21 protein-coding genes and 2 tRNA genes are annotated in these 21784 nt (G+C 67.0%); 20 read left to right on the top strand and 3 right to left on the bottom strand.

The annotated features are described in order from the left end of the window. The first annotated feature begins 21 nt into the window (after nucleotides 1-21). The gene (gene uvrB / locus ACTJKK_RS13865) at nucleotides 22-2094 is read left to right on the top strand and encodes an excinuclease ABC subunit UvrB (RefSeq protein ID WP_247622120.1); all 2073 of its coding nucleotides are present in this window, start codon (nucleotides 22-24) and stop codon (nucleotides 2092-2094) included. Between the two features lie 28 nt (nucleotides 2095-2122). Then, entirely contained in the window at nucleotides 2123-2446 is a 324-nt protein-coding gene (locus ACTJKK_RS13860) for a TfoX/Sxy family protein (RefSeq protein WP_247622121.1), read from the top strand. 43 nt (nucleotides 2447-2489) lie between these two features. Here ACTJKK_RS13860 and ACTJKK_RS13855 read toward each other — a convergent pair whose 3' ends face one another. After that, entirely contained in the window at nucleotides 2490-2732 is a 243-nt protein-coding gene (locus tag ACTJKK_RS13855; RefSeq protein WP_247622122.1) for a hypothetical protein, read from the bottom strand. Between the two features lie 45 nt (nucleotides 2733-2777). On the opposite strand from ACTJKK_RS13855, the gene ACTJKK_RS13850 reads away from it, so the two are divergent. The 11 genes from ACTJKK_RS13850 (at nucleotide 2778) to ACTJKK_RS13800 (ending at nucleotide 14624) form a co-directional block, all read left to right on the top strand. Further along, a complete protein-coding gene (locus ACTJKK_RS13850) occupies nucleotides 2778-3221 on the top strand; it encodes a MarR family winged helix-turn-helix transcriptional regulator (protein WP_440748427.1) in 444 nt (147 codons plus the stop codon). Nucleotides 3222-3272: 51 nt separating this feature from the next. Then, a complete protein-coding gene (gene uvrA / locus ACTJKK_RS13845; RefSeq protein WP_440748426.1) occupies nucleotides 3273-6161 on the top strand; it encodes an excinuclease ABC subunit UvrA in 2889 nt (962 codons plus the stop codon). Then, nucleotides 6161-8062, top strand: coding sequence for an excinuclease ABC subunit UvrC (uvrC, locus tag ACTJKK_RS13840; RefSeq protein ID WP_336640129.1), 1902 nt, complete (start codon nucleotides 6161-6163; stop codon nucleotides 8060-8062). The genes uvrA and uvrC overlap by 1 nt, the downstream gene beginning before the upstream one ends. A 33-nt stretch (nucleotides 8063-8095) precedes the next feature. After that, nucleotides 8096-8968: an RNase adapter RapZ gene (gene rapZ, locus ACTJKK_RS13835; RefSeq protein ID WP_440748425.1), complete on the top strand. Its 873-nt coding sequence runs from the start codon at nucleotides 8096-8098 to the stop codon at nucleotides 8966-8968. 67 nt (nucleotides 8969-9035) lie between these two features. Continuing rightward, nucleotides 9036-10013, top strand: coding sequence for a DNA-binding protein WhiA (whiA, locus tag ACTJKK_RS13830; protein WP_247622127.1), 978 nt, complete (start codon nucleotides 9036-9038; stop codon nucleotides 10011-10013). A 186-nt stretch (nucleotides 10014-10199) separates the two neighbouring features. After that, nucleotides 10200-10826 (top strand): superoxide dismutase, encoded by a 627-nt coding sequence (locus tag ACTJKK_RS13825; protein ID WP_247622128.1) that lies wholly within the window; start codon nucleotides 10200-10202, stop codon nucleotides 10824-10826. 103 nt (nucleotides 10827-10929) lie between these two features. Continuing rightward, on the top strand, nucleotides 10930-11934 hold the full coding sequence (gene gap / locus ACTJKK_RS13820) for a type I glyceraldehyde-3-phosphate dehydrogenase (protein ID WP_247622129.1): 1005 nt from the start codon (nucleotides 10930-10932) through the stop codon (nucleotides 11932-11934). 10 nt (nucleotides 11935-11944) lie between these two features. Next, nucleotides 11945-13159 carry a phosphoglycerate kinase gene (locus ACTJKK_RS13815; RefSeq protein ID WP_440748424.1) on the top strand — a complete coding sequence of 405 codons (1215 nt, stop codon included), beginning with the start codon at nucleotides 11945-11947 and terminating at the stop codon, nucleotides 13157-13159. After that, complete coding sequence (gene tpiA / locus ACTJKK_RS13810) at nucleotides 13150-13941, top strand: triose-phosphate isomerase (RefSeq protein ID WP_247622131.1); 792 nt, start codon at nucleotides 13150-13152, stop codon at nucleotides 13939-13941. The genes ACTJKK_RS13815 and tpiA overlap by 10 nt, the downstream gene beginning before the upstream one ends. 81 nt (nucleotides 13942-14022) lie before the next feature. Next, nucleotides 14023-14271 (top strand): preprotein translocase subunit SecG, encoded by a 249-nt coding sequence (gene secG, locus ACTJKK_RS13805; RefSeq protein ID WP_247622132.1) that lies wholly within the window; start codon nucleotides 14023-14025, stop codon nucleotides 14269-14271. Beyond that, nucleotides 14271-14624: an RNA polymerase-binding protein RbpA gene (locus tag ACTJKK_RS13800; protein WP_247622133.1), complete on the top strand. Its 354-nt coding sequence runs from the start codon at nucleotides 14271-14273 to the stop codon at nucleotides 14622-14624. The genes secG and ACTJKK_RS13800 overlap by 1 nt, the downstream gene beginning before the upstream one ends. Before the next feature lie 76 nt (nucleotides 14625-14700). Here ACTJKK_RS13800 and ACTJKK_RS13795 read toward each other — a convergent pair whose 3' ends face one another. Then, a complete protein-coding gene (locus ACTJKK_RS13795) occupies nucleotides 14701-15918 on the bottom strand; it encodes a hypothetical protein (protein WP_440748423.1) in 1218 nt (405 codons plus the stop codon). Between the two features lie 100 nt (nucleotides 15919-16018). Next, a tRNA-Gly gene (locus ACTJKK_RS13790) sits at nucleotides 16019-16092 on the bottom strand. A gap of 107 nt (nucleotides 16093-16199) precedes the next feature. On the opposite strand from ACTJKK_RS13790, the gene ACTJKK_RS13785 reads away from it, so the two are divergent. The 7 genes from ACTJKK_RS13785 (at nucleotide 16200) to deoC (ending at nucleotide 21778) form a co-directional block, all read left to right on the top strand. After that, a tRNA-Pro gene (locus ACTJKK_RS13785) sits at nucleotides 16200-16273 on the top strand. A 60-nt stretch (nucleotides 16274-16333) separates the two neighbouring features. Further along, complete coding sequence (tig, locus tag ACTJKK_RS13780) at nucleotides 16334-17800, top strand: trigger factor (protein ID WP_440748422.1); 1467 nt, start codon at nucleotides 16334-16336, stop codon at nucleotides 17798-17800. Nucleotides 17801-17870: 70 nt separating this feature from the next. Then, a complete protein-coding gene (locus tag ACTJKK_RS13775) occupies nucleotides 17871-18353 on the top strand; it encodes a tetratricopeptide repeat protein (protein WP_440748421.1) in 483 nt (160 codons plus the stop codon). Between the two features lie 80 nt (nucleotides 18354-18433). Further along, nucleotides 18434-19030 (top strand): ATP-dependent Clp protease proteolytic subunit, encoded by a 597-nt coding sequence (locus ACTJKK_RS13770; RefSeq protein ID WP_247622137.1) that lies wholly within the window; start codon nucleotides 18434-18436, stop codon nucleotides 19028-19030. Nucleotides 19031-19050: 20 nt separating this feature from the next. Next, nucleotides 19051-19692 (top strand): ATP-dependent Clp protease proteolytic subunit, encoded by a 642-nt coding sequence (locus ACTJKK_RS13765; protein ID WP_247622138.1) that lies wholly within the window; start codon nucleotides 19051-19053, stop codon nucleotides 19690-19692. 152 nt (nucleotides 19693-19844) lie between these two features. Next, the gene (locus tag ACTJKK_RS13760) at nucleotides 19845-20780 is read left to right on the top strand and encodes a sugar-binding transcriptional regulator (protein ID WP_247956387.1); all 936 of its coding nucleotides are present in this window, start codon (nucleotides 19845-19847) and stop codon (nucleotides 20778-20780) included. After that, nucleotides 20777-21778 (top strand): deoxyribose-phosphate aldolase, encoded by a 1002-nt coding sequence (gene deoC / locus ACTJKK_RS13755; protein WP_247631984.1) that lies wholly within the window; start codon nucleotides 20777-20779, stop codon nucleotides 21776-21778. Before ACTJKK_RS13760 ends, deoC begins: the two co-directional genes overlap by 4 nt. Nucleotides 21779-21784: the final 6 nt, after the last annotated feature.

Raw genomic sequence — 21784 nt, 5'->3', positions numbered from 1 at the left:
GGCCCCGCCTACGCTGGACGTATGGAACCCACCCGTAGCGTTCGCCCGTTCGAGGTCATCAGCGAATACGCGCCCGCCGGTGATCAGCCCCAGGCCATCGCCGAGCTCGCCGCGCGCATCAACGCCGGGGAGACGGACGTCGTGCTGTTGGGGGCCACGGGTACGGGAAAATCGGCGACGACCGCATGGCTCGTCGAGCAGGTGCAGCGCCCCACTCTCGTCCTCGCGCACAACAAGACGCTCGCGGCTCAGCTCGCGAACGAGTTCCGCGAGCTCATGCCGAACAACGCGGTCGAGTACTTCGTCTCCTACTACGACTACTACCAGCCCGAAGCGTACGTCCCGCAGACCGACACCTTCATCGAGAAGGACTCGTCCATCAACGCCGAGGTCGAACGGCTGCGGCACTCGACGACGAACTCGTTGCTCAGCCGCCGCGACGTCGTGGTGGTCTCGACCGTTTCCTGCATCTACGGACTCGGTGCTCCCGAGGAGTACCTCCGTGCGATGGTTGCCCTGCAGGTGGGGGAGCGGTACGACCGGGACGCGCTCATCCGTCAGTTCATCGCGATGCAGTACAACCGCAACGACGTCGACTTCTCGCGGGGCAACTTCCGCGTGCGGGGCGACACGATCGAGATCATCCCCGTCTACGAGGAGCACGCGATCCGCATCGAACTCTTCGGTGACGAGATCGAAGCGTTGTACTCCCTCCACCCGCTCACCGGCGAGGTGATCGAGAAGCTCGACGCCGTGCCGATCTTCCCCGCGTCGCACTACGTCGCGGGAACCGATGTGATCCAGCGCTCGATCGGCACGATCGAGACAGAGCTGGAAGAGCGCCTGGCCGAGTTCGAGAAGCAGGGGAAGCTGCTCGAGGCTCAGCGGTTGCGCATGCGCACGACCTTCGATCTCGAGATGCTGCAGCAGCTCGGATTCTGCTCGGGCATCGAGAACTACTCGCGCCACATGGACGGTCGCGCTCCGGGGGAGCCGCCGCACACGCTGCTCGACTTCTTCCCGGACGACTTCCTCCTCGTCATCGACGAGTCGCACGTCACCGTGCCCCAGATCGGTGCGATGTACGAGGGCGACGCCTCGCGCAAGCGCACGCTCGTCGACCACGGATTCCGTCTGCCGAGTGCGATGGACAACCGTCCGCTCCGATGGGACGAGTTCAAGAACCGCATCGGGCAGACCGTCTACCTCTCCGCGACGCCCGGGAAGTACGAGATGGGGATCGCCGACGGGATCGTCGAGCAGATCATCCGCCCGACGGGCCTGGTCGATCCCGAGATCATCGTGAAGCCCTCGAAGGGGCAGATCGACGACCTGCTCGAAGAGATCCGTCTGCGCGTGGAGCGCGATGAGCGCATCCTCGTCACGACCCTCACGAAGAAGATGGCCGAGGAGCTGACGGACTTCCTCGGCGAGCACGGAGTTCGCGTCCGCTACCTGCACTCCGATGTCGATACCCTGCGTCGTGTCGAGCTGCTGAGCGAGCTGCGTTCCGGGGTGTACGACGTGCTGGTCGGAATCAACCTCCTGCGTGAGGGCCTCGATCTCCCCGAGGTCTCGCTCGTGGCGATCCTCGATGCCGACAAGGAGGGCTTCCTGCGCTCCGGGACGTCGCTCATCCAGACGATCGGGCGTGCGGCGCGAAACGTGTCGGGCGAGGTCCACATGTACGCCGACAAGATGACCGACTCGATGGCGAAGGCGATCGAGGAGACCGATCGTCGTCGCGAGAAGCAGGTCGCGTACAACAAGGAGCACGGGATCGACCCGCAGCCGCTGCGGAAGAAGATCGCCGACATCACCGCCGTTCTGGCACGCGAGGGGGCGGACACCGCCGAGCTGATGTCGGGGAGGGGGCGTGCGACGGGCAAGGGAAAGTCGCCCACCCCGAACCTCCGACGTACGGGGATCGCCGCGGAGGGAGCGCAGCAGCTGGAGGCGACGATCCAAGACCTCTCGGACCAGATGCTGGCGGCTGCTGCCGAGCTCAAGTTTGAGCTGGCAGGGCGACTTCGCGACGAGGTGCAGGACCTCAAGAAGGAACTGCGTGCCATGGAGCGGGCCGGTCACGCCTGAGGGCGTTCGGAAGGTGAAGGCGGCGCGGATGGATGCTGCGGGCGAAGAACTCGCCGACCGGATTCGTGCGATCGTCGCGCCCGCATCCGGTATCGAGGAGCGGAGGATGTTCGGGACCCGAGCATTCCTGCTCGATGGCCGGATCCTCGCCGGGGCCCGGCCGGGAGGCGTGCTGCTAATCAAGGTCGCAGCCGAAGACGAGGCAGTGTTGCTCCTGCGCGAGGGAGCCGAGCGCGCCGTGATGGGCCCGCGGACCATGAGTGCGCGATGGATCGACGTCGCCCCATCCGCGATCGCCGACGATGACGGACTGCTGTTCTGGATCGATGCCGCGCGCGCCGGAGCCGACTAGGCGCGTCGACCGTTCGCGTGCCGGTCGCAGGCGCTTCCTCGGCTCAGGGGCAGTGGATGAGGGGCTTGGGTCCGGACCGGTCGATCTCGTGCGCCGTCATCGGCGCTCCGCACAAGGGGCACGCGCGCTCGGCGCGCTCTGCGGCGCTCGGCGGGGGTGTCTTCTCGTAGGGGCCGACGGACGCCGGTCCGGCGAAGCGGATGAGGTTGGTGTTCACCCAGGCGTACAGCCCTCCCGCCTCGCGAATGCGCGTGCGCAGGGGAGCCCGTTCCGGATCATGTGCCATGTTGATTAGTGTACTAACGATTAGGGCAGTTGTATAGTTGGCCGGATGAAGGCATCCGACGAACTCCTTCGGCTCGAGAACCAGCTGTGCTTCGCGCTGGTGACCGCGGCGCGCAACGTCGTGGCGATCTACCGCCCGATCCTCGAGCCGCTGGGGCTGACCCACCCGCAGTACCTGGTGATGCTGGCGCTCTGGGAACGATCGCCTCGCACCCTGAACGATCTCGCCGCCGATCTCGCGATGGAGCCGGCCACGGCGTCGCCGCTGGTCAAGCGACTGGAGTCCGACGGGCTCGTCGCGCGGGAGCGCAGCGCGGAGGACGAGCGGCGTCTCGACATCACCCTCACCGATGCGGGGCGCGCTCTGCGCGAGCGGGCGCTGGAGGTGCCGGCGCAGGTGATGTCCGCGGTCGGGATGGACGTGCACGAAGTGTCGGCGCTCCGTGACGGGCTGGGGCCGTTCGCGGGGCGGCGCCTCGGAGGCGCCTGAGCATCCAGGCCCTGCGGAGCCAATGTCGGTGGCCCCTCGTAGACTTGTCCGGTGCCTATCGTCCCCGTCGCCACCCCCGGAAAACTCAGTGTTCGCGGTTCCCGCGTGCACAATCTCAAGAACGTCGACATCGACATTCCCCGTGACTCGCTTGTCGTGTTCACCGGCCTGTCCGGGTCCGGCAAGTCCAGTCTCGCGTTCGACACGATCTTCGCAGAGGGGCAGCGCCGTTATGTCGAGTCGTTGAGCGCCTACGCGCGCCAGTTCCTCGGTCAGGTCGACAGGCCCGACGTCGATTTCATTGAGGGGCTGAGTCCGGCGGTGTCGATCGACCAGAAGTCGACCAACCGGAACCCGCGCTCGACGGTCGGCACGATCACCGAGATCTACGACTACATGCGGCTGCTCTGGGCGCGCATCGGCATTCCTCACTGCCCCGAGTGCGGCGAGAGGATCCAGCGGCAGACCGTGCAGCAGATCGCCGATCAGCTCATGGAGTTGCCCGAGCGTACCCGCTACCAGATCGTCGCTCCGATCGTGTCACAGAAGAAGGGCGAGTTCGTCGACCTCTTCCGCGAGCTCGGCGCCAAGGGATACTCCCGTGCGATCGTCGACGGCGATCTCATCCAGCTCGCCGAGCCGCCCACCCTCAAGAAGAGCTACAAGCACGACATCGCCGTGGTCGTCGACCGCCTCGTCGCGTCGGATGACATCCTCGGGCGCGTGACGGATTCCGTCGAGACGGCTCTGGGCCTTGCCGGAGGCGTCGTCCAGGTCAATTTCGTCGATGAAGAGGGCGACGACGCGTGGCAGTCCTTCTCCGAGAAACTCGCCTGCCCGAACGGGCACCCGCTCAGCCTGACCGAGATCGAGCCCCGCACCTTCTCGTTCAACGCACCGTTCGGGGCCTGCCCCGCGTGCTCCGGTCTGGGCACGCGTATGTCGGTCGATGTCGACCTGATGCTCGGCGACGAGGATCTCTCGATCCGCGAAGGCGTCATCATCCCCTGGACGACGCAGGGCAAGGGTCTCTTCCAGTACTACGAGCGCCTGCTCGAAGGTCTGTCCCGCGATCTCGACTTCTCGCTCGACACCCCCTGGCGCGAGCTCCACTCCGACATCCAGGACGCGGTGCTGCGCGGCGAGAACTACAAGGTCACCGTCAAGTGGAAGAACCGGTACGGGCGCGAGATGCGGTACGCCTCCGGGTTCGAGGGCGTCGTCCCTTACATCGAGCGGCAGTACCTGCAGGCCGAGTCCGACACGCAGCGCGGTCGGTGGGGCGAGTACCTCCGCGAGGTGCCGTGCCCCGTCTGCGACGGCGATCGCTTGAAGCCGGAGGTCCTCGCGGTCCAGGTGCAGGGCCACTCCATCGCCGAGGTCTCGCACCTCAGCCTGAGCGATGCGCAGTCCTTCATGCAGACGCTGACCCTCACGGAGCGAGAGGCGAAGATCGCCGCTCAGGTCCTGCGCGAGATCCGTCTGCGACTCGATTTCCTGCTTCAGGTGGGGCTCTCGTACCTCAACCTGAGCAGGTCCGCCGGCTCTCTCTCCGGCGGTGAGGCGCAGCGCATCCGGCTGGCGACGCAGATCGGATCGGGTCTGACCGGTGTGCTCTATGTCCTCGACGAGCCGTCCATCGGTCTCCACCAGCGCGACAACCGGCGTCTGATCAACACGCTGCTCAAGCTGCGCGACCTGGGCAACACGCTCATCGTGGTGGAGCACGATGAGGAGACGATCGAGGCGGCCGACTGGGTGGTCGACATCGGCCCTGGGGCCGGTGTCAACGGTGGCGAGGTCGTGCACTCGGGTCCCTATAAGTCTCTGCTCGACGACCGGTCTTCGATGACGGGGGAGTACCTCTCCGGTCGTCGTGAGATCCCGACACCGACCAAGCGGCGCAAACTCGACCGCAAGCGCATGCTCAACGTGATCGGGGCTCGCGAGAACAACCTCAAGAACGTCGATGCGAGCTTCCCGCTGGGTGTACTCACGGCTGTCACCGGCGTCAGCGGCTCGGGCAAGTCGTCGCTGGTCAACGACATCCTCTACCAGGTGCTCGCGTCCCGGCTGAACGGTGCCCGCACCGTGCCCGGCAAGCACACCCGCGTGACCGGTCTCGACAATCTCGACAAGGTGGTGCACGTCGATCAGGCGCCGATCGGCCGCACGCCGCGCTCGAACCCGGCGACCTACACGGGTGTCTTCGACCGCATCCGTTCGCTCTTCAGCGAGACCCCCGAGGCCAAGGTGCGCGGCTACCAGCCGGGTCGCTTCAGCTTCAACGTCAAGGGCGGCCGCTGCGAGGCGTGCTCGGGTGACGGCACGATCAAGATCGAGATGAACTTCCTCCCCGACGTGTACGTGGACTGCGAGGTCTGCCACGGCAAGCGGTACAACCGCGACACGCTCGCCGTGCACTACAAGGGGAAGAACATCGCCGAGGTCCTCGAGATGCCGATCGAAGAGGCCGCGGAGTTCTTCGAGCCCATCCAGGCGATCCACCGCTACATGAAGACCTTGGTCGACGTGGGACTCGGATACGTGCGCCTGGGCCAGTCGGCCACGACGCTCTCGGGCGGAGAGGCGCAGCGCGTGAAACTCGCCACCGAGCTCCAGCGCCGCAGCAACGGTCGAAGCATCTACGTGCTCGACGAGCCGACCACCGGTCTGCACTTCGAGGACGTGCGCAAGCTCCTCGAAGTGCTGAACGGACTCGTCGACAAGGGCAACACCGTGATCGTCATCGAGCACAACCTCGACGTCATCAAGTCCGCCGACTGGGTCATCGACCTCGGTCCCGAGGGTGGTTCCGGCGGTGGCGAGATCCTGGCGACGGGCACCCCGGAGCAGATCGCCCGGGTGGAGGAGAGTCACACCGGGCAGTTCCTCGCCGAGATCCTCGGGGATGGGCGCGCCGCGCGCAAGGCCAGCTGATGGCCGATGTGCTTCCGTACAAGCCGCGGCCGGGAGAGATCCCGACCGATCCCGGTGTGTACCGTTTCCGTGACGCCGATGGGCGGGTGCTCTACGTCGGGAAGGCGAAGAACCTCCGCCAGCGACTCTCGAACTACTTCGCCCCGTTGCGCACGCTCCATGAGCGCACGCGGCGCATGGTCACGACCGCCTCCTCGGTCGAATGGACCGTCGTCTCGACCGATGTCGATTCACTGCAGCTCGAGTACATGTGGATCAAGGAGTTCGATCCGCCGTTCAACGTCCGCTACAAGGACGACAAGTCCTACCCCTTCATGGCGGTGACCCTCGGCGACGAAGCGCCGCGCGTGCTCGTCACCCGAAATCGCAGGATTCCGGGGGCGCGGTACTTCGGCCCGTACCCGAAGGTCTGGGCGGTGCACGAGACGATCGACCTGATGATCAAGGCGTTTCCGATCCGCACCTGCAGCGACGCGAGTTACAAGCGAGCCATGCAGACGGGACGCCCCTGTTTCCCCGGGCAGATCGGCAAGTGCGGCGGTCCGTGCTCGATGACGGTGACCATCGAGGAGCACCGCGCGATGGTGAACGACTTCGTCGCGTTCATGGCCGGAGGCGACGAGCGATTCACTCGCGACCTCCGCAAGCGGATGCTCGATGCCTCTGCGGCCATGGACTACGAAGCGGCGGCCAAGTACCGCGACAAGCTCTCCGCGATCGAGGCGGTGCTCGGGAAGAGCGCCCTCGTGCTGGCATCCGATGAGGACGCCGACCTCTTCGGCATCGCCGAGGACGAGCTCGCCGCGGCGGTTCAGCACTTCGTGATCCGTGGGGGTCGTGTGCGCGGCGTCCGGGCGATGACGATCGAGAAGGAGATCGACATCTCGGGTGCCGAGTTGGTCGATCAGGTGCTCCAGCGTGCCTACGGCGATGCCGCCGACGTGCCACGGCGGATCCTGGTGCCCTCGCTGCCGGACGACGCTCCCGAGATGGAGGAGTGGCTCCGCGAGCGTCGCGGCAAGAAGGTCGAGATCGCCGTCGCCCAGCGTGGCCAGCGCGCGGATCTCATGCGCACCGCGACGCTGAACGCGCAGCAAGCCCTCATCCGCTACAAGACGCGGCGCACCAGCGACTACGTCGCCCGAACGCAGGCGCTCACCGACCTGCAGGAAGCTCTCGGCATGGACGAGGCTCCGCTGCGCATCGAGTGCTTCGACATCTCGCATCTGGGCGGCACGAACGTCGTAGCCTCGATGGTGGTCTTCGAAGACGGCCTCCCGCGCAAGGACCAGTACCGCTCGTTCGGCATCGCCGAGACCACGGATGACACCGACTCGATGTACCAGGTCCTGCGCCGTCGGCTGGCGTATCTCGACCGCCCGGACCCGGTCGTCGTGAGCGACCCGCTGCTCGACGGCGTCGAGGGAGAGGTCGAGGGCGAGCCCGGTCGCAAGAAGCCTCGCTTCGCCTATCGTCCCCAGTTGCTCCTCGTCGACGGCGGCAAGCCCCAGGTCGAAGCGGCCGCGCGTGCCCTGCGCGACGCGGGGCACCCGGAGATCAGCGTGTGCGGCATCGCGAAGCGCCTCGAGGAGGTCTGGCTTCCCGGCGAGGATTTCCCCGTGATCCTCCCGCGCACGAGCGAGGCGCTCTACCTGCTCCAGCGCCTGCGCGACGAGGCGCATCGGTTCGCGATCGTCCATCAGCGCAAGAAGCGCCGCAACGACATCACCACGGTGCTCGCCGAGGTCCCCGGGCTCGGCGCCGCTCGCATCAAGGTTCTGCTCAAGCACTTCGGATCCGTGACGGCCCTGCGGGCGGCCGAGCCGGGACAGATCGAGGAGGTGCAGGGCATCGGACCGGTGCTGGCGCAGAACATCCACACGCACCTCGCCACTCGATAGGCTGGTGTCCCAGGCGAAAGGGATGAGCGAGAGATGACCGAGTCCGAGAAGGGCGAGTTCCTCATCGTCACAGGTATGTCCGGTGCAGGCCGGACGACGGTGGCGAACGTCCTCGAAGACCTCGGCTGGTATGTCGTCGACAATCTCCCGCCGCAGATCCTCCGACCGCTGATCGACCTCACCGACATGGGTGGGGATGCCCTGCCCAAGGTCGCAGCCGTCGTCGACGTGCGCGGACGCAGCCTCTTCGACGACTTTCCGGAGGTCGCGCGCCTGCTCCGGTCGCGCGGCTCCGTGCGGGTGCTGTTCCTCGAAGCGTCCGATGACGTGCTCGTCCGCCGCTTCGAAGCCGTCCGCCGGCCGCACCCGCTGCAGAACGACGGCACGCTCCTCGACGGCATCCGGCGCGAACGCGCCCGGCTCGCGCCGATCCACGAGTCCGCCGACATGGTGATCGACACCTCGACACTGAACATCCACCAGTTGGCGACACAGGTCTCCGAGTTGTTCTCCGAAGAGGGGCAGGCGCGTCATCGCGTGACGCTGCTCAGCTTCGGGTTCAAGTACGGCCTGCCGACCGACGTCGATCTCGTGGCCGATATGCGATTCCTGCCGAACCCGTTCTGGAACGAGGAGTTACGCGGTCTCACCGGGCAGGACGAGCCCGTGCGCGAGTACGTGCTGTCTCGCGAGGGGGCGGGGGAGTTCCTCGAGGCCTACGCTGCGGCTCTCACTCCGGTGCTCGAGGGGTATCAGCGCGAGAACAAGAGCCACTCCACCATCGCGATCGGATGCACCGGAGGCAAGCACCGCTCCGTCGCCATGTCGGAGGAGCTCGCTCGGCGTCTCGCGGCGATCCCCGGGGTGGCCGTCAACGTCCGTCATCGCGACCTCGGGCGCGAGTAGGGGAGCGCCCAGCCGGTAAGCTGGACGTTTGCGTCGCGACCCGGCGCGTGAACGTAGAAGGAGTCCCGTGGCACTCACCACCGACGTCAAGGCCGAGCTGGTCAGCATCCGAAATGCACCCCCGACGGTGCGAGTCGCGGAGGTGACCGCCATCCTGCGGTTCGCCGGCGGCCTGCACTCGATCGCCGGCCGAGTGGCCGTCGAAGCGGAAGTGGATGCCGAGACCCTCGCGCGTCGCGTGGCCCGGGATCTCGCCGAGATCTACGGTGTTCGTCCCGAGATCGCCCAGGTGCAGTCCAGCACCGCCAATGAAGGCGCGCGATGGGCCGTTCGCGTCATCGACTCGGGGGAGACCCTCGCCCGTCAGACCGGTCTCCTGGATCAGCGTCGTCGTCCGGTGCGCGGACTTCCGAACCGCCTGACGACCGGTTCGCGCTCGGAGCTCGCCGGTCTCTGGCGCGGAGCGTTCCTCGCTGCCGGCTCGCTCAGCGAACCCGGTCGCTCCGCCATGCTCGAAGTCGTCTGCCCGTCGTCGGAGGCCGCGATGGCGCTCGTCGGTGCCGCGCATCGCCTGGGCGTCGCCGCGAAGGCCCGTGAAGTCCGCGGAATGCCGCGCGTGGTCGTGCGCGAGGGTGAGGCGATCCGTGCCATCCTCAGCGAGATGGGTGCCCACCGCACCGCCGTGGCCTGGGAGGAACTGCGCCAGCGCCGCGAGGTGCGCGCCGGCGTCAACCGTCTCGTCAACTTCGACGACGCGAACCTGCGTCGTTCGGCGCAGGCCGCCGTCGCCGCCTGCGCGCGCGTCGAGCGCGCGCTCCAGATCCTCGCCGACGAGGTCCCCGACCACCTCCGCGTGGCGGGGGAGCTGCGTCTCGCACACCGCGATGCGAGTCTCGACGAACTCGGACACCATGCCGATCCGCCGCTGACGAAGGATGCCGTCGCCGGTCGCATCCGTCGTCTTCTGGCAATGGCCGACAAGAAGGCACAGCACGACGGGATCCCCGGGACCGAGGCGGCGGTGCCCGCCGGGCTCGACGTCTGATCCCGTTCCTTGCACACACGAGAGCCGGCCCTGTCAAGGGCCGGCTCTCTTCGTCATTCAGCGGAAGGATCCGATGCCGTCGGGCGTTGGCGTCAGTAGGATGAGTTACGTCCGCTCCTCGCCGCATCTCGGCGGCGCGGAGGATCGGCAAGCGCCGCGGCGCGGCGCGGATTGGATGAAAGCGATATGGCGACCTACACGCTCCCCGACCTCCCCTACGACTTCGCAGCTCTCGAGCCGCACATCAGTGGAAAGATCATGGAGCTGCACCATGACAAGCACCACCAGGCGTACGTGACCGGTGCGAACACCGCGCTCGAGCAGCTCGCCGAGGCGCGCGACAGCGGAAACCTCGCGAACGTCAACAAGCTCGAGAAGGACCTCGCGTTCAACCTCGGTGGGCACGTCAACCACTCGATCTTCTGGACCAACCTCTCGCCGAACGGTGGCGGCCAGCCCGAGGGCGAGCTGAAGGCTGCGATCGACGAGTACTTCGGTTCGTTCGAGAAGTTCCAGGCTCACTTCACGGCGGCGGCCACCGGCATCCAGGGTTCCGGCTGGGCCGTGCTGAGCTGGGACCCGATCGGCGCCCGCCTCATCATCCAGCAGCTGTTCGACCAGCAGGCGAACACCGCGCAGGGCACCGTGCCGCTGTTCCAGCTCGACATGTGGGAGCACGCCTTCTACCTCGACTACCTCAACGTGAAGGCCGACTACGTCAAGGCCGCGTGGAACATCGCCAACTGGGAGAACGTCGCCCAGCGCTTCGAGGTGGCCCGCGAGAAGACCGCTGGCCTGCTGGTACTGTCGTAAACAAGACGGGCGTCCCGACGGACGATTCGCCCGTCGGGACGCCGTTGTCCACGCTTCTCTAGTAGAAACCGCGCGCAAGCGCACGAGAAATCAGGAGACCTGAGTGTCTGTCAAGATCGGTATCAACGGCTTCGGCCGTATCGGACGCAACTACTTCCGCGCGGCTCTCGCGCAGGGAGCAGACATCGAAATCGTCGCGGTCAACGACCTCACCGACAACAAGACCCTGGCGCACCTGCTGAAGTACGACTCGATCACCGGTCGCCTCGACGCCGAGGTGAGCTACGACGAGAACAGCATCACCGTCAACGGCAACGTCATCAAGGCTTTCGCCGAGCGCGACCCCGCCAACCTCCCGTGGGGCGAGCTGGGTGTCGACATCGTCATCGAGTCGACCGGCTTCTTCACCAAGGCGGAGCTCGCGAAGAAGCACATCGACGCCGGCGCCAAGAAGGTTCTCATCTCGGCTCCCGCCACGGGTGACGACGCGACCATCGTGATGGGCGTGAACGAGGACACCTACAACCCGGCGACCGACCACATCATCTCGAACGCCTCCTGCACCACGAACTGCCTCGCGCCGCTCGCCAAGGTGTTCAACGACGCGTTCGGCATCGAGACCGGCCTCATGACGACGGTCCACGCCTACACGGCCGACCAGAACCTGCAGGACGGCCCGCACAGCGACCTGCGCCGTGCTCGCGCGGCAGCGATCAACATCGTCCCGACCTCCACGGGTGCGGCGAAGGCCATCGGCCTGGTCCTCCCGGAGCTGAAGGGCAAGCTCGACGGCTTCGCGCTGCGCGTGCCGGTGCCGACCGGCTCGATCACCGACCTCACGATCACGACCAAGACCCCGGTCACGGTCGACGAGATCAAGGCCGCGTACAAGGCTGCCGCCGAGGGCCCCCTCAAGGGCATCCTCAAGTACACGGAGGACGAGATCGTCTCGAGCGACATCGTCACCGACCCGCACTCGTCGATCTTCGACGCCGGTCTGCTCCGCGTCATCGGCAACCAGGTCAAGCTCTCCAGCTGGTACGACAACGAGTGGGGCTACTCCAACCGTCTCGTCGACCTGACCGAGTACGTGGCAGAGCGTCTCTGAGCATCGCCCCATGACTCTGCGCACCCTGGACTCACTGGGTTCGCTCGAGGGCAAGCGCGTCATCGTCCGTTGTGACCTGAACGTCCCCCTGCGGGACGGGGTCATAACGGACGATGGCCGTGTACGCGCCTCGTTGCCGACCCTCAACGCCCTCATCAACGCCGGCGCCCGCGTCGTCGTGTGCTCGCACCTCGGACGCCCCGACGGCGCGCCCGACCCCCAGTACAGCCTCGAGCCGGTCGCTCAGCGACTGTCCGAGCTGCTCGGCAATCCGGTCGCCTTCGCGCGTGACACGGTCGGCGAGTCCGCGAAGGATGCCGTGGAGTCGCTCGAGAACGGCGACGTCGTCGTGATCGAGAACCTGCGTTTCAACCCGGGGGAGACCTCGAAGGACGACGCGACCCGTGCTGCGTTCGCGGCCGAGCTGGCGGAGCTGGGCGACGTCCTGGTATCCGACGGCTTCGGTGTCGTGCACCGCAAGCAGGCGAGCGTCTACGACCTCGCAGAGATCCTGCCCTCGGCCGCCGGTCTGCTGATCGCGACCGAGCTCGACGTGCTCGATCGCCTCACCGAGAACCCCGAGCGCCCGTACGCGGTCGTGCTCGGCGGGTCGAAGGTCAGCGACAAGCTGGGCGTCATCTCGCACCTGCTTCCGCGCGTCGATCGGATCCTCGTCGGTGGCGGCATGCTGTTCACCTTCCTCAAGGCGCAGGGCCACGACGTGGCCTCGAGTCTTCTGGAAGAGGATCAGCTCGACACCGTGCGCGGCTACATCGCCGAGGCCGAGAAGCGCGGTGTGGAGCTCGTGCTCCCGACCGACGTGGTCGTGGCTGCCTCGTTCTCCGCAGACGCAGCGCACGAGATCACGGCCGCCGATGCGATCGAGTCGACGGCGTTCGGTTCGTCGGGCATCGGCCTCGACATCGGTCCCGAGACCGCCGCACGGTTCGCGGAGGTCATCCGGGGATCGAAGACGGTGTTCTGGAACGGCCCGATGGGCGTGTTCGAGTTCCCCGCTTTCGCGAACGGTACGAAGACCGTCGCGCAGGCGTTGACCGAGGTCGACGGACTCAGCGTGGTCGGTGGGGGAGACTCCGCCGCGGCCGTGCGGCAGCTCGGATTCGCCGATGACCGCTTCGGCCACATCTCGACCGGCGGCGGCGCCAGCCTCGAGTTCCTCGAGGGAAAGAAACTACCCGGCCTGGAGGTGCTCGGATGGGCCTGAACGCCCGTACCCCGCTGATCGCGGGAAACTGGAAGATGAACCTCGACCACCTGCAGGCGGTCGCGTTCGTGCAGAAGCTGCACTGGACGCTGAAGGATGCCAAGCACGAGGACGGCTCCGTGGAGGTGGCGGTGTTCCCGCCCTTCACCGACATCCGCAGCGTGCAGACGCTGATCGACGCCGACAAGATCCCGTTCGCCCTGGGCGCGCAGGACGTCTCGGCGCACGACTCGGGTGCGTACACCGGTGAGATCTCCGGTGCGTTCCTCGCCAAGCTGGATGCGAAGTACGTCATCCTCGGCCACTCGGAGCGTCGTGAGTACCACGCGGAGACCGACGAGGTCGTCGCGGCCAAGGTGCAGGCGACGCTCAAGCACGGTCTCGTGCCGGTGATCTGCGTCGGCGAGACCGCGGAGGACCTCGAGAAGTTCGGGGCCAGCGCCGTTCCGGCCGGTCAGCTCGAGGTCGCGCTGCAGAACGTGCCGGCATCCGCCGACATCGTCGTGGCATATGAGCCCGTCTGGGCCATCGGCTCCGGACAGGCCGCGACGCCGCAGCAGGCGCAGGATGTCTGCGCCGCGCTGCGCGGTGTCATCGCGAAGGTCCTCGGCGACGATGCGGCCGCCCGCACGCGCATCCTCTACGGCGGTTCGGTGAAGTCCGCGAACATCGCGAGCTTCATGCGCGAGCCCGACGTCGATGGTGCGCTGGTCGGCGGCGCGAGCCTCGTCGTGGACGAGTTCGCTGCGATCATCCGCTTCGAGAAGCACGTCGGAGTGTGAGTGCAGCGGGGCTTCGGCCCCGCTGCACCGTATACTTGACCGTTACGGGGGCACTCCTGCCCCAGCGAAAGGCTCTTTCTCGTGGCAATTCTCGAGTTCGTCCTGCAGGTCGTGCTGGGCATCACCAGCGTTCTGCTGACCCTTCTCATCCTTCTTCACAAGGGTCGCGGTGGCGGCCTCTCCGACATGTTCGGTGGAGGGATGTCCTCGGCCGTCGGCTCGTCCGGTCTCGCCGAGCGCAACCTGAACCGCTTCACGGTCGTTCTGGCACTGGCCTGGTTCGTGGCGATCGTCGCGCTGGGACTCATCACGAAGTTCGAGGTGATCTGATGGCTACCGGTGGCAACGCCATTCGTGGCACCCGCGTCGGCTCCGGCCCCATGGGTGAGCAGGACCACGGTTACCACGCCGACCGCATCGCGGTCTCGTACTGGGACGGCCTCGGCAACGAGACGGTTCGCTACTTCGCGGCTGGTCTGCCCGAAGAGGAGATTCCCGACACGATCGATCACCCGCAGTCCGGTCTGCCGGCCGGTCGCGATCGTGAGAACCCGCCTGCGCTGGCGAAGACGGAGCCGTACAAGACGCACCTCGCCTACGTGAAGGAGCGTCGCACCGACGAGGAGGCCGTCCAGCTCCTCGACGATGCGCTCACTCAGCTGCGCGAGCGTCGCGGGCAGTAGCTCCGCAGACAGACATCACGAAGCCCCCGCGATCGAATCGCGGGGGCTTCGTCGTCTCTCGCCCCGCGCCGCAGCGTCAGCGGCAACCGGCGGCCGCGGCGATGTAGCTCTCCGGAGGGTATCCGTAGGCCCAGACGCCGTTCGCATCATCGGAGAATCCCATGCTGATCGCCCAGGCGGTCGCCCACTTCTCGATGCTGTCCTGGGTGGAGGAGTCGTACATGTCCTCGCACTTCACGCTGATCGCGTGGCCGACCTCATGCGCGACGAGCGCCTTGCTCCGATCGGCAGGCCACTGCTCGGCGACCGAGTTCGACAGCAGGATCACGGAGCGGTCGGGCTCGTCCCACCACCAGGTCGTGTAGCCGCCCATGCTCCCGTTGTCGCCCGCACCGTTCACGATCGGGGCCCAGTCGAACTCGAGCAGCACGCCCGGGGCGAGCGAACGAGCGAACGCCTCGATCTCGAGCCGGGCGCCGAGCAGCGGGCCGGCCTTCTCCGCCATCTCCGCATCCTGAGAGACGACGACCTGGGCGGCGGACGCCTGGAGTGCGGTGAAGCGAGCCACGGCATCCTCGTCGAGCGTCGTGAGCGGAGCGATGTCCTCGGCGGCCGTGCGCATCGAGATGATGTCGAGGTTCTTCGCGGAGAGGTGCGCGGCTTCGAAAGCCGGAACGGCGGCGGCGGCACCGGTGACGATCGTGCTGGCGGCGTCGACCATCGCGGCGTCGGCCTGTTCCACCACGGGGAGCTGCGCGTCGAGGTCGGTCCGGAGCGCGTCGGCGTCGTCGGCCTGCGCATCGAGAAGATCCGCGGTGCCGAACAGCTCCCAGAACCAACCCGGCTTCTCACCGAGTCGTGGCGGCTCCTGCGCCGTCAGCTTCTGGGCGGTCGCGGTCTCATCCTTCGCGTCGGTGATCGCCGTGGTGAGATCGTCGATCGGGATGCCGTCCATCAACACGCCGGTGTCGGCAGCGAGCAGCTGTTCGGCGGAGATCGTGGTCGCGGTCAGACCGTCGACACCGGAGTCGAGCGCCGTGCGGGCGGAGACCGCGTCGGTGCGGATCGCCTGGTACGAATCGGCCGCATCATCAAAGCGGAGATTGGCGCCGATGTGAACCGTCGTGAACGCCCCGACGGCGAGGGTTGCTCCGACGATTCCGAAGACGAGGGCCTTCGGTGCGGAGCGGCGGCGACGGACGACCGCCTCGGTTCCGCCGGAGAACCGGAACGGGAGATGGTGGTGGCCGTTCAGGGGGACAAGCCCGTTCGGAGGTCGATTCCCGTCGCTCACCGGCATCCCCCTCGTTGTGGCACCACGTGGATATGCCTCGAGTCTAGGAGATGCCGCAGACGACGAAGGCCCCCGTCTCGTGACGAGGGCCTTCGTGATGTGGAGGGGCTGACGGGAATCGAACCCGCATCATTAGTTTGGAAGACTAAGGCTTTACCACTAAGCTACAGCCCCGGAAAACGAGCCCGGGAGCTCGGTTGCCGACTCATCGACTATACCGGACTCTGAGGCATGCTCCTGTCCGTTAGACTCGGTGGGGCTGAATCTGCGTGCGGATTCCCCGGGGCGTAGCTCAGTTTGGTAGAGCGCCCGCTTTGGGAGCGGGAGGTCGCAGGTTCAACTCCTGTCGCCCCGACACGGCCCCCAAGGCTCACGGCCGCGGTGCACCGCGGAAATCACAAGGAGACACACAAGCATGGCGAACAGCACCGTCGAGAAGCTGACCCCGACCCGGGTCAAGCTCACCATCACGGTCACCCCGGACGACCTCAAGCCGAGCATCGCTCACGCCTACGAGCACATCGCTCAGGACGTCCAGATCCCCGGCTTCCGCAAGGGCAAGGTCCCTGCTCCCATCATCGACCAGCGCGTCGGACGCGGTGCCGTCATCGAGCACGCGGTCAACGAGGGTCTCGACAAGTTCTTCCGCGAGGCGAGCGCCGAGCACAAGCTGCGCATCGTCGGTCGTCCGTCGGCCGACATCACCCAGTGGCCGAGCGAGAAGGACTTCTCCGGCGACCTGCTCGTCGACGTCGAGGTCGACGTGCGCCCCGAGATCGAGCTCCCCTCCTACGAGGGCATCACCCTCACGGTCGACGCCGTCGAGGCGGATGACGCCGCTCTCGATGCCGAGCTCGAGAACATGCGCGCGCGCTTCGGCACGCTGGTCCCCGTGGACCGCCCCGCAGCGAAGGGCGACTTCGTCGAGCTCGACCTGGTCGCGACCATCGACGGCGCCGAGATCGACCGCGCCGAGGGCGTGTCCTACGAGGTCGGCTCGGGCGAGCTGCTCGAGGGCATCGATGACGCGATCGAATCGCTCACCGCCGGTGAGGACACCACCTTCCGTTCGGCTCTCGTGGGCGGCGACCACGCCGGTTCCGAGGCAGAGGTCGCCGTGACCGTCAAGGCCGTCAAGGAGCGCGAGCTCCCCGAGGCCGACGACGACTTCGCGCAGATCGCGAGCGAGTTCGACACGATCGCCGAGCTGCGTGCCAGCCTCGCCGAGCGCGTGTCGCAGCAGGGCGTCTTCACCCAGGGGTCGGCCGCGCGCGACAAGCTCGTCGAGACGCTGCTCGAGCAGATCGAGATCCCGGTTCCGCCGCAGCTCATCGAGGATGAGGTGCACAACCACCTCGAGGGCGAGAACCGCCTCGAGGACGACGTCCACCGTGCCGAGGTCACCGAGGCGAGCGAGAAGCAGTTCCGCACGCAGGTGCTGCTCGACACGATCGCCGAGCAGGCCGACGTGCAGGTCTCGCAGGAGGAGCTCAGCCAGTACCTCGTGCAGTCCGCTGCGCAGTACGGCATGGCCCCGCAGGAGTTCGTCGAGGCTCTGCAGTCGTCGAACCAGCTCCCCGCCCTCGTCGGAGAGGTCGCGCGCAACAAGGCGCTGGCCGTCGCCCTGGGCAAGGTCAAGGTCGTCGACACCAACGGCAAGCCGGTCGATCTGTCGGACTTCATCGTGACCGATGACGAGGCAGAGGCTGCGGAGTCCGACGAGGCTCCCGCCGAGAAGAAGGCTCCGGCGAAGAAGGCTCCGGCGAAGAAGAAGGCTCCCGCCAAGAAGGCGGCCGACGCCGACGCCGACGAGAAGCCGGCTGCGAAGAAGCCCGCCGCCAAGAAGGCTCCGGCCAAGAAGGCGGCCGACAAGGCCGAGTGATCTCACGATCACGATGAAAGGGGCGGATGCTGCGGCATCCGCCCCTTTCTCATCAGCGAAGGAGTAACCGATGGATGACTGGGACACGCGGATCGATGCCGTGTGGGCGGACGACGCCCTGACCGATGCGGAGCGAATCACGCGTATCGACGCTCTCGCGGCGGAGCGGAGCGACGACGATGCCCGTGCTCTGTTCGAGCGGGCGGGGGCCCGTGACTCCGCCGGTATCGAGGCGGAGGCCGAGGTGCTCTACCGACGTGCTCTCGCCGAAGGTCTCGACGAAGAGCATCGGCCCCAGGCCGTCATCCAGCTCGCGAGCACGCTGCGGAACCTCGGGCGCACCGACGAGGCGCTGGAGATGCTCCGAGCCGAGCGGGAGCGAGGCGGCGCGTTCGGCGATGCGGCGTCGGCCTTCTACGCCCTCGCACTGGTGTCGAGCGGCGATCCCGTGCGCGGCGCCGCCATCGCGCTGGAGGCGCTCGCGCCGCACCTGCCGCGGTACACGCGCTCGGTCACCGGATACGCCCGCGAACTGGTCGATCCGCCACGCTGATATGCCGACGGCGAACAACGGCCTGGAGGCTGCGCGGTCGCCGGTAGATTCGAAGCACGAACACGGAAACAGGAGCTGAAATGGCTGCAGAACCCCTTGTCGCGACGAGCGTCTTCGACAGGCTGCTGAAGGATCGCATCATCTGGCTGGGCTCAGAGGTGCGTGACCAGAACGCCAACGAGATCTGCGCGAAGATCCTTCTTCTCGCCGCAGAGGACTCGGAAAAGGACATCTACCTCTACATCAACTCGCCCGGTGGCTCGATCACCGCGGGAATGGCGATCTACGACACGATGCAGTTCGTGCCGAACGACATCGTCACCGTCGGCATCGGCATGGCCGCTTCCATGGGGCAGCTGCTGCTCACCAGCGGCACCAAGGGCAAGCGCTACATCACCCCGAACGCACGTGTGCTGCTGCACCAGCCGCACGGCGGCTTCGGCGGAACCTCGAGCGACATCCAGACCCAGGCGCAGCTCATCCTCTCGATGAAGAAGCGCCTCGCCGAGATCACCGCCGGCCAGACGGGCAAGTCGGTCGAGCAGATCAACGCCGATGGCGACCGGGACCGCTGGTTCACGGCCGAGGAGGCGCTCGAGTACGGCTTCGTCGATCACATCCGCGAGCACGCCAGCGACGTCACCGGTGGCGGCGGCACGGCCGACGACGCCGCGTAATCCGGATTCGAAAGGACACCATGTACACGCCCACTTTCCAATCCGCAGGCAACCTGCCTTCCAGCCGCTACGTGCTCCCGCAGTTCGAGGAGCGCACGGCCTACGGCTTCAAGCGCCAGGACCCGTACAACAAGCTGTTCGAAGATCGCGTGATCTTCCTCGGCGTGCAGGTCGACGACGCATCCGCCGATGACGTGATGGCCCAGCTCCTCGTGCTCGAGAGCCAGGACTCGGAGCGCGACATCACGATGTACATCAACTCGCCCGGTGGCTCGTTCACCGCGATGACGGCGATCTACGACACGATGCAGTACGTCGCGCCGCAGATCCAGACCGTCGTCCTGGGCCAGGCGGCTTCCGCGGCATCCGTGCTGCTCGCGGCCGGCGCGCCGGGCAAGCGTCTCGCGCTTCCGAACGCTCGCGTTCTGATCCACCAGCCCGCGATGGGCGAGGCGGGCCAGGGGCAGGCGTCCGACATCGAGATCCAGGCGGCGGAGATCCTCCGCATGCGCACCTGGCTCGAGGAGACCATGGCGAAGCACACCGGCAAGCCGGTCGAGCAGATCAACCGCGACATCGATCGCGACAACATCCTCTCGGCCGAGCAGGCTCGCGAGTACGGGATCGTCGACCAGGTGCTCACCTCGCGCAAGCGCGCCTGAGTCACTCTCTTCGAAGGGGTGTCGGTCATCTGACCGACACCCCTTCGTCGTACCCGGCAGATGTGCGGACGGATGCTTCTCACTGCTCATATGAGCATGAGCATGCACCAACGCGGGAAGCGTCGTACGCTGGATCACGGAAGGAGGATGCCGTGGAAGACGAACTGCTCATGGTCCGGGTCGCCGAGCTGTACTACGACGAGGACAAGACGCAAGACGAGATCGGCGGACTCCTCAAGATCTCGCGCTGGAAGGTCGGCCGTCTGCTGACCCAGGCGCGCGAGCGCGGCATCGTCCGCATCGAGATCATCCACCCGCGCGCCCGGCGTCTCGGCCTCGAGCGGGAACTCGTCGAGCGCTTCGGATTGAGCGACGCGGTCGTGGTGCCCGCCCCCGAGGGCGATGACGGCACGCTGGAACGCGTCGCCCAAGCAGCGGCAGACTTCCTCACCGCGCTCCGTCCCGTGCCCCGCACACTCGGAGTGAGCTGGGGGCGCACTCTCCGCGCGGTGGCCGAAGCTCTTCCCGACGGGTGGGCGAACGGCGTCACCGTGGTCCAGCTCAACGGGGGAGTGAGCCTGAACCGCCGCTCGGGCGGGGCCGCGGGGCTCGCCGTGACGATCGCGCAGCGCGCGAACGGGCAGGTGTCGTTGCTGCCGAGCCCCGCGATCCTCGAGCGCGTCGAGACCAAGCAGGCGATCGAGTCCGATCGCACCGTCGCCGGCATCCTCGAGGAGGCCGCCGACGCGCAGGCCTTCCTGTTCACGGCCGGTCCGTGCGACGCCTCGTCGGCGCACGTCGAGAACGGCTACCTCAGCGCCGAGGACGTCGATGAACTCGCCCGACGCGGAGCCGTCGGAGACGTGCTCGGCCGCTACGTCGATGCCGAGGGCAACATCGTCGACGCGCAGCTCGACGCCCGCACGGTCGGCGTGAGCCTCGACCGCCTGCGCGGAGCGAAGAAGGCGATCTTCGTCACCGCCGGCCCCGCGAAGCATGACATCGCCCGCACCGTCGTCACCAGCGGCCTGTGCGGGGTACTGGTGACAGATGAGACCACAGCACGAGCATTGTTGGAGGAACGATGACGACCAATGAACTGACCCGCAGAACGGCGGTGGACGTGCTCGGCGGAGATCCCGACGACGCGACGCTCCGGCGCTTCCTGCACGGCCTTCCCGGCGTCGATGCCGTCGGCCTCGAGCAGCGCGCCGCGGGCCTGGGCACGCGATCGATCAAGACGACGTCGAAGGCCTGGGCTCTCGACACCATCATCAAGCTGATCGACCTCACCACTCTCGAGGGGGCCGATACCCCCGGCAAGGTGCGTTCTCTGGTCGCCAAGGCCAAGAACCCGGATGCTGCGGACCCCACGACCCCGAAGGTCGCCGCGGTGTGCGTCTACGGCGACATGGTCGGGGATGCGGTGACCGCACTCGGTGCCCTGCACGGTGATCCCGACGAGGGACTGATCTCGGTCGCCGCCGTCGCGACGGCGTTCCCGAGCGGCCGGTCGTCGCTCGAGATCAAGCTCGCCGACACGGCCGAGGCCGTCGCCGCCGGAGCCGACGAGATCGACATGGTCATCGACCGGGGAGCATTCCTCTCCGGGCGCTACGGGCTCGTGTTCGACCAGATCGCGCGTGTGAAGGAAGCCTGCCGCCGCGAGGACGGCAGCTACGCCTCGCTCAAGGTCATCCTCGAGACGGGTGAGCTGAACACCTACGACAACATCAAGCGGGCGTCGTGGCTCGGCATCCTCGCCGGAGGCGACTTCATCAAGACCTCGACCGGAAAGGTGCAGCCGGCGGCGACTCTCCCGACGACGCTGCTCATGCTCGAGACGGTGCGCGATTGGCACCGCGCGACCGGCGAGAAGATCGGTGTGAAGCCGGCCGGCGGCATCCGCTCCTCGAAGGACGCGATCAAGTATCTCGTCACCGTCGCCGAGACCGTGGGGGAGGAGTGGCTCCAGCCGCACCTGTTCCGCTTCGGCGCCTCGAGCCTCCTCAACGACGTGCTGCTGCAGCGTCAGAAGCTCACCACCGGCCACTACTCCGGCCCCGACTACGTCACGATCGACTGACTGGGA

It is taken from the genome of Microbacterium sp. 22179 (assembly GCF_052045715.1).
In the GTDB taxonomy this organism is placed as follows: Bacteria; Actinomycetota; Actinomycetes; order Actinomycetales; family Microbacteriaceae; genus Microbacterium; species Microbacterium galbinum.
Note: the sequence above shows the minus strand (reverse complement) of the source record. Positions and strands in the feature narration are given on the sequence as shown.

Bases quoted from the DNA above. Each gene is read 5' to 3' on its own strand.
- ACTJKK_RS13855 (WP_247622122.1), bottom strand. From the start codon at position 2,732: ATGGCACATGATCCGGAACGGGCTCCCCTGCGCACGCGCATTCGCGAG.
- deoC (WP_247631984.1), top strand. From the start codon at position 20,777: ATGACGACCAATGAACTGACCCGCAGAACGGCGGTGGACGTGCTCGGC.
- ACTJKK_RS13850 (WP_440748427.1), top strand. From the start codon at position 2,778: ATGAAGGCATCCGACGAACTCCTTCGGCTCGAGAACCAGCTGTGCTTC.
- tig (WP_440748422.1), top strand. From the start codon at position 16,334: ATGGCGAACAGCACCGTCGAGAAGCTGACCCCGACCCGGGTCAAGCTC.
- ACTJKK_RS13770 (WP_247622137.1), top strand. From the start codon at position 18,434: ATGGCTGCAGAACCCCTTGTCGCGACGAGCGTCTTCGACAGGCTGCTG.
- uvrB (WP_247622120.1), top strand. From the start codon at position 22: ATGGAACCCACCCGTAGCGTTCGCCCGTTCGAGGTCATCAGCGAATAC.
- rapZ (WP_440748425.1), top strand. From the start codon at position 8,096: ATGACCGAGTCCGAGAAGGGCGAGTTCCTCATCGTCACAGGTATGTCC.
- uvrC (WP_336640129.1), top strand. From the start codon at position 6,161: ATGGCCGATGTGCTTCCGTACAAGCCGCGGCCGGGAGAGATCCCGACC.
- tpiA (WP_247622131.1), top strand. From the start codon at position 13,150: ATGGGCCTGAACGCCCGTACCCCGCTGATCGCGGGAAACTGGAAGATG.
- ACTJKK_RS13765 (WP_247622138.1), top strand. From the start codon at position 19,051: ATGTACACGCCCACTTTCCAATCCGCAGGCAACCTGCCTTCCAGCCGC.
- ACTJKK_RS13775 (WP_440748421.1), top strand. From the start codon at position 17,871: ATGGATGACTGGGACACGCGGATCGATGCCGTGTGGGCGGACGACGCC.
- ACTJKK_RS13825 (WP_247622128.1), top strand. From the start codon at position 10,200: ATGGCGACCTACACGCTCCCCGACCTCCCCTACGACTTCGCAGCTCTC.
- ACTJKK_RS13815 (WP_440748424.1), top strand. From the start codon at position 11,945: ATGACTCTGCGCACCCTGGACTCACTGGGTTCGCTCGAGGGCAAGCGC.
- ACTJKK_RS13860 (WP_247622121.1), top strand. From the start codon at position 2,123: ATGGATGCTGCGGGCGAAGAACTCGCCGACCGGATTCGTGCGATCGTC.
- ACTJKK_RS13800 (WP_247622133.1), top strand. From the start codon at position 14,271: ATGGCTACCGGTGGCAACGCCATTCGTGGCACCCGCGTCGGCTCCGGC.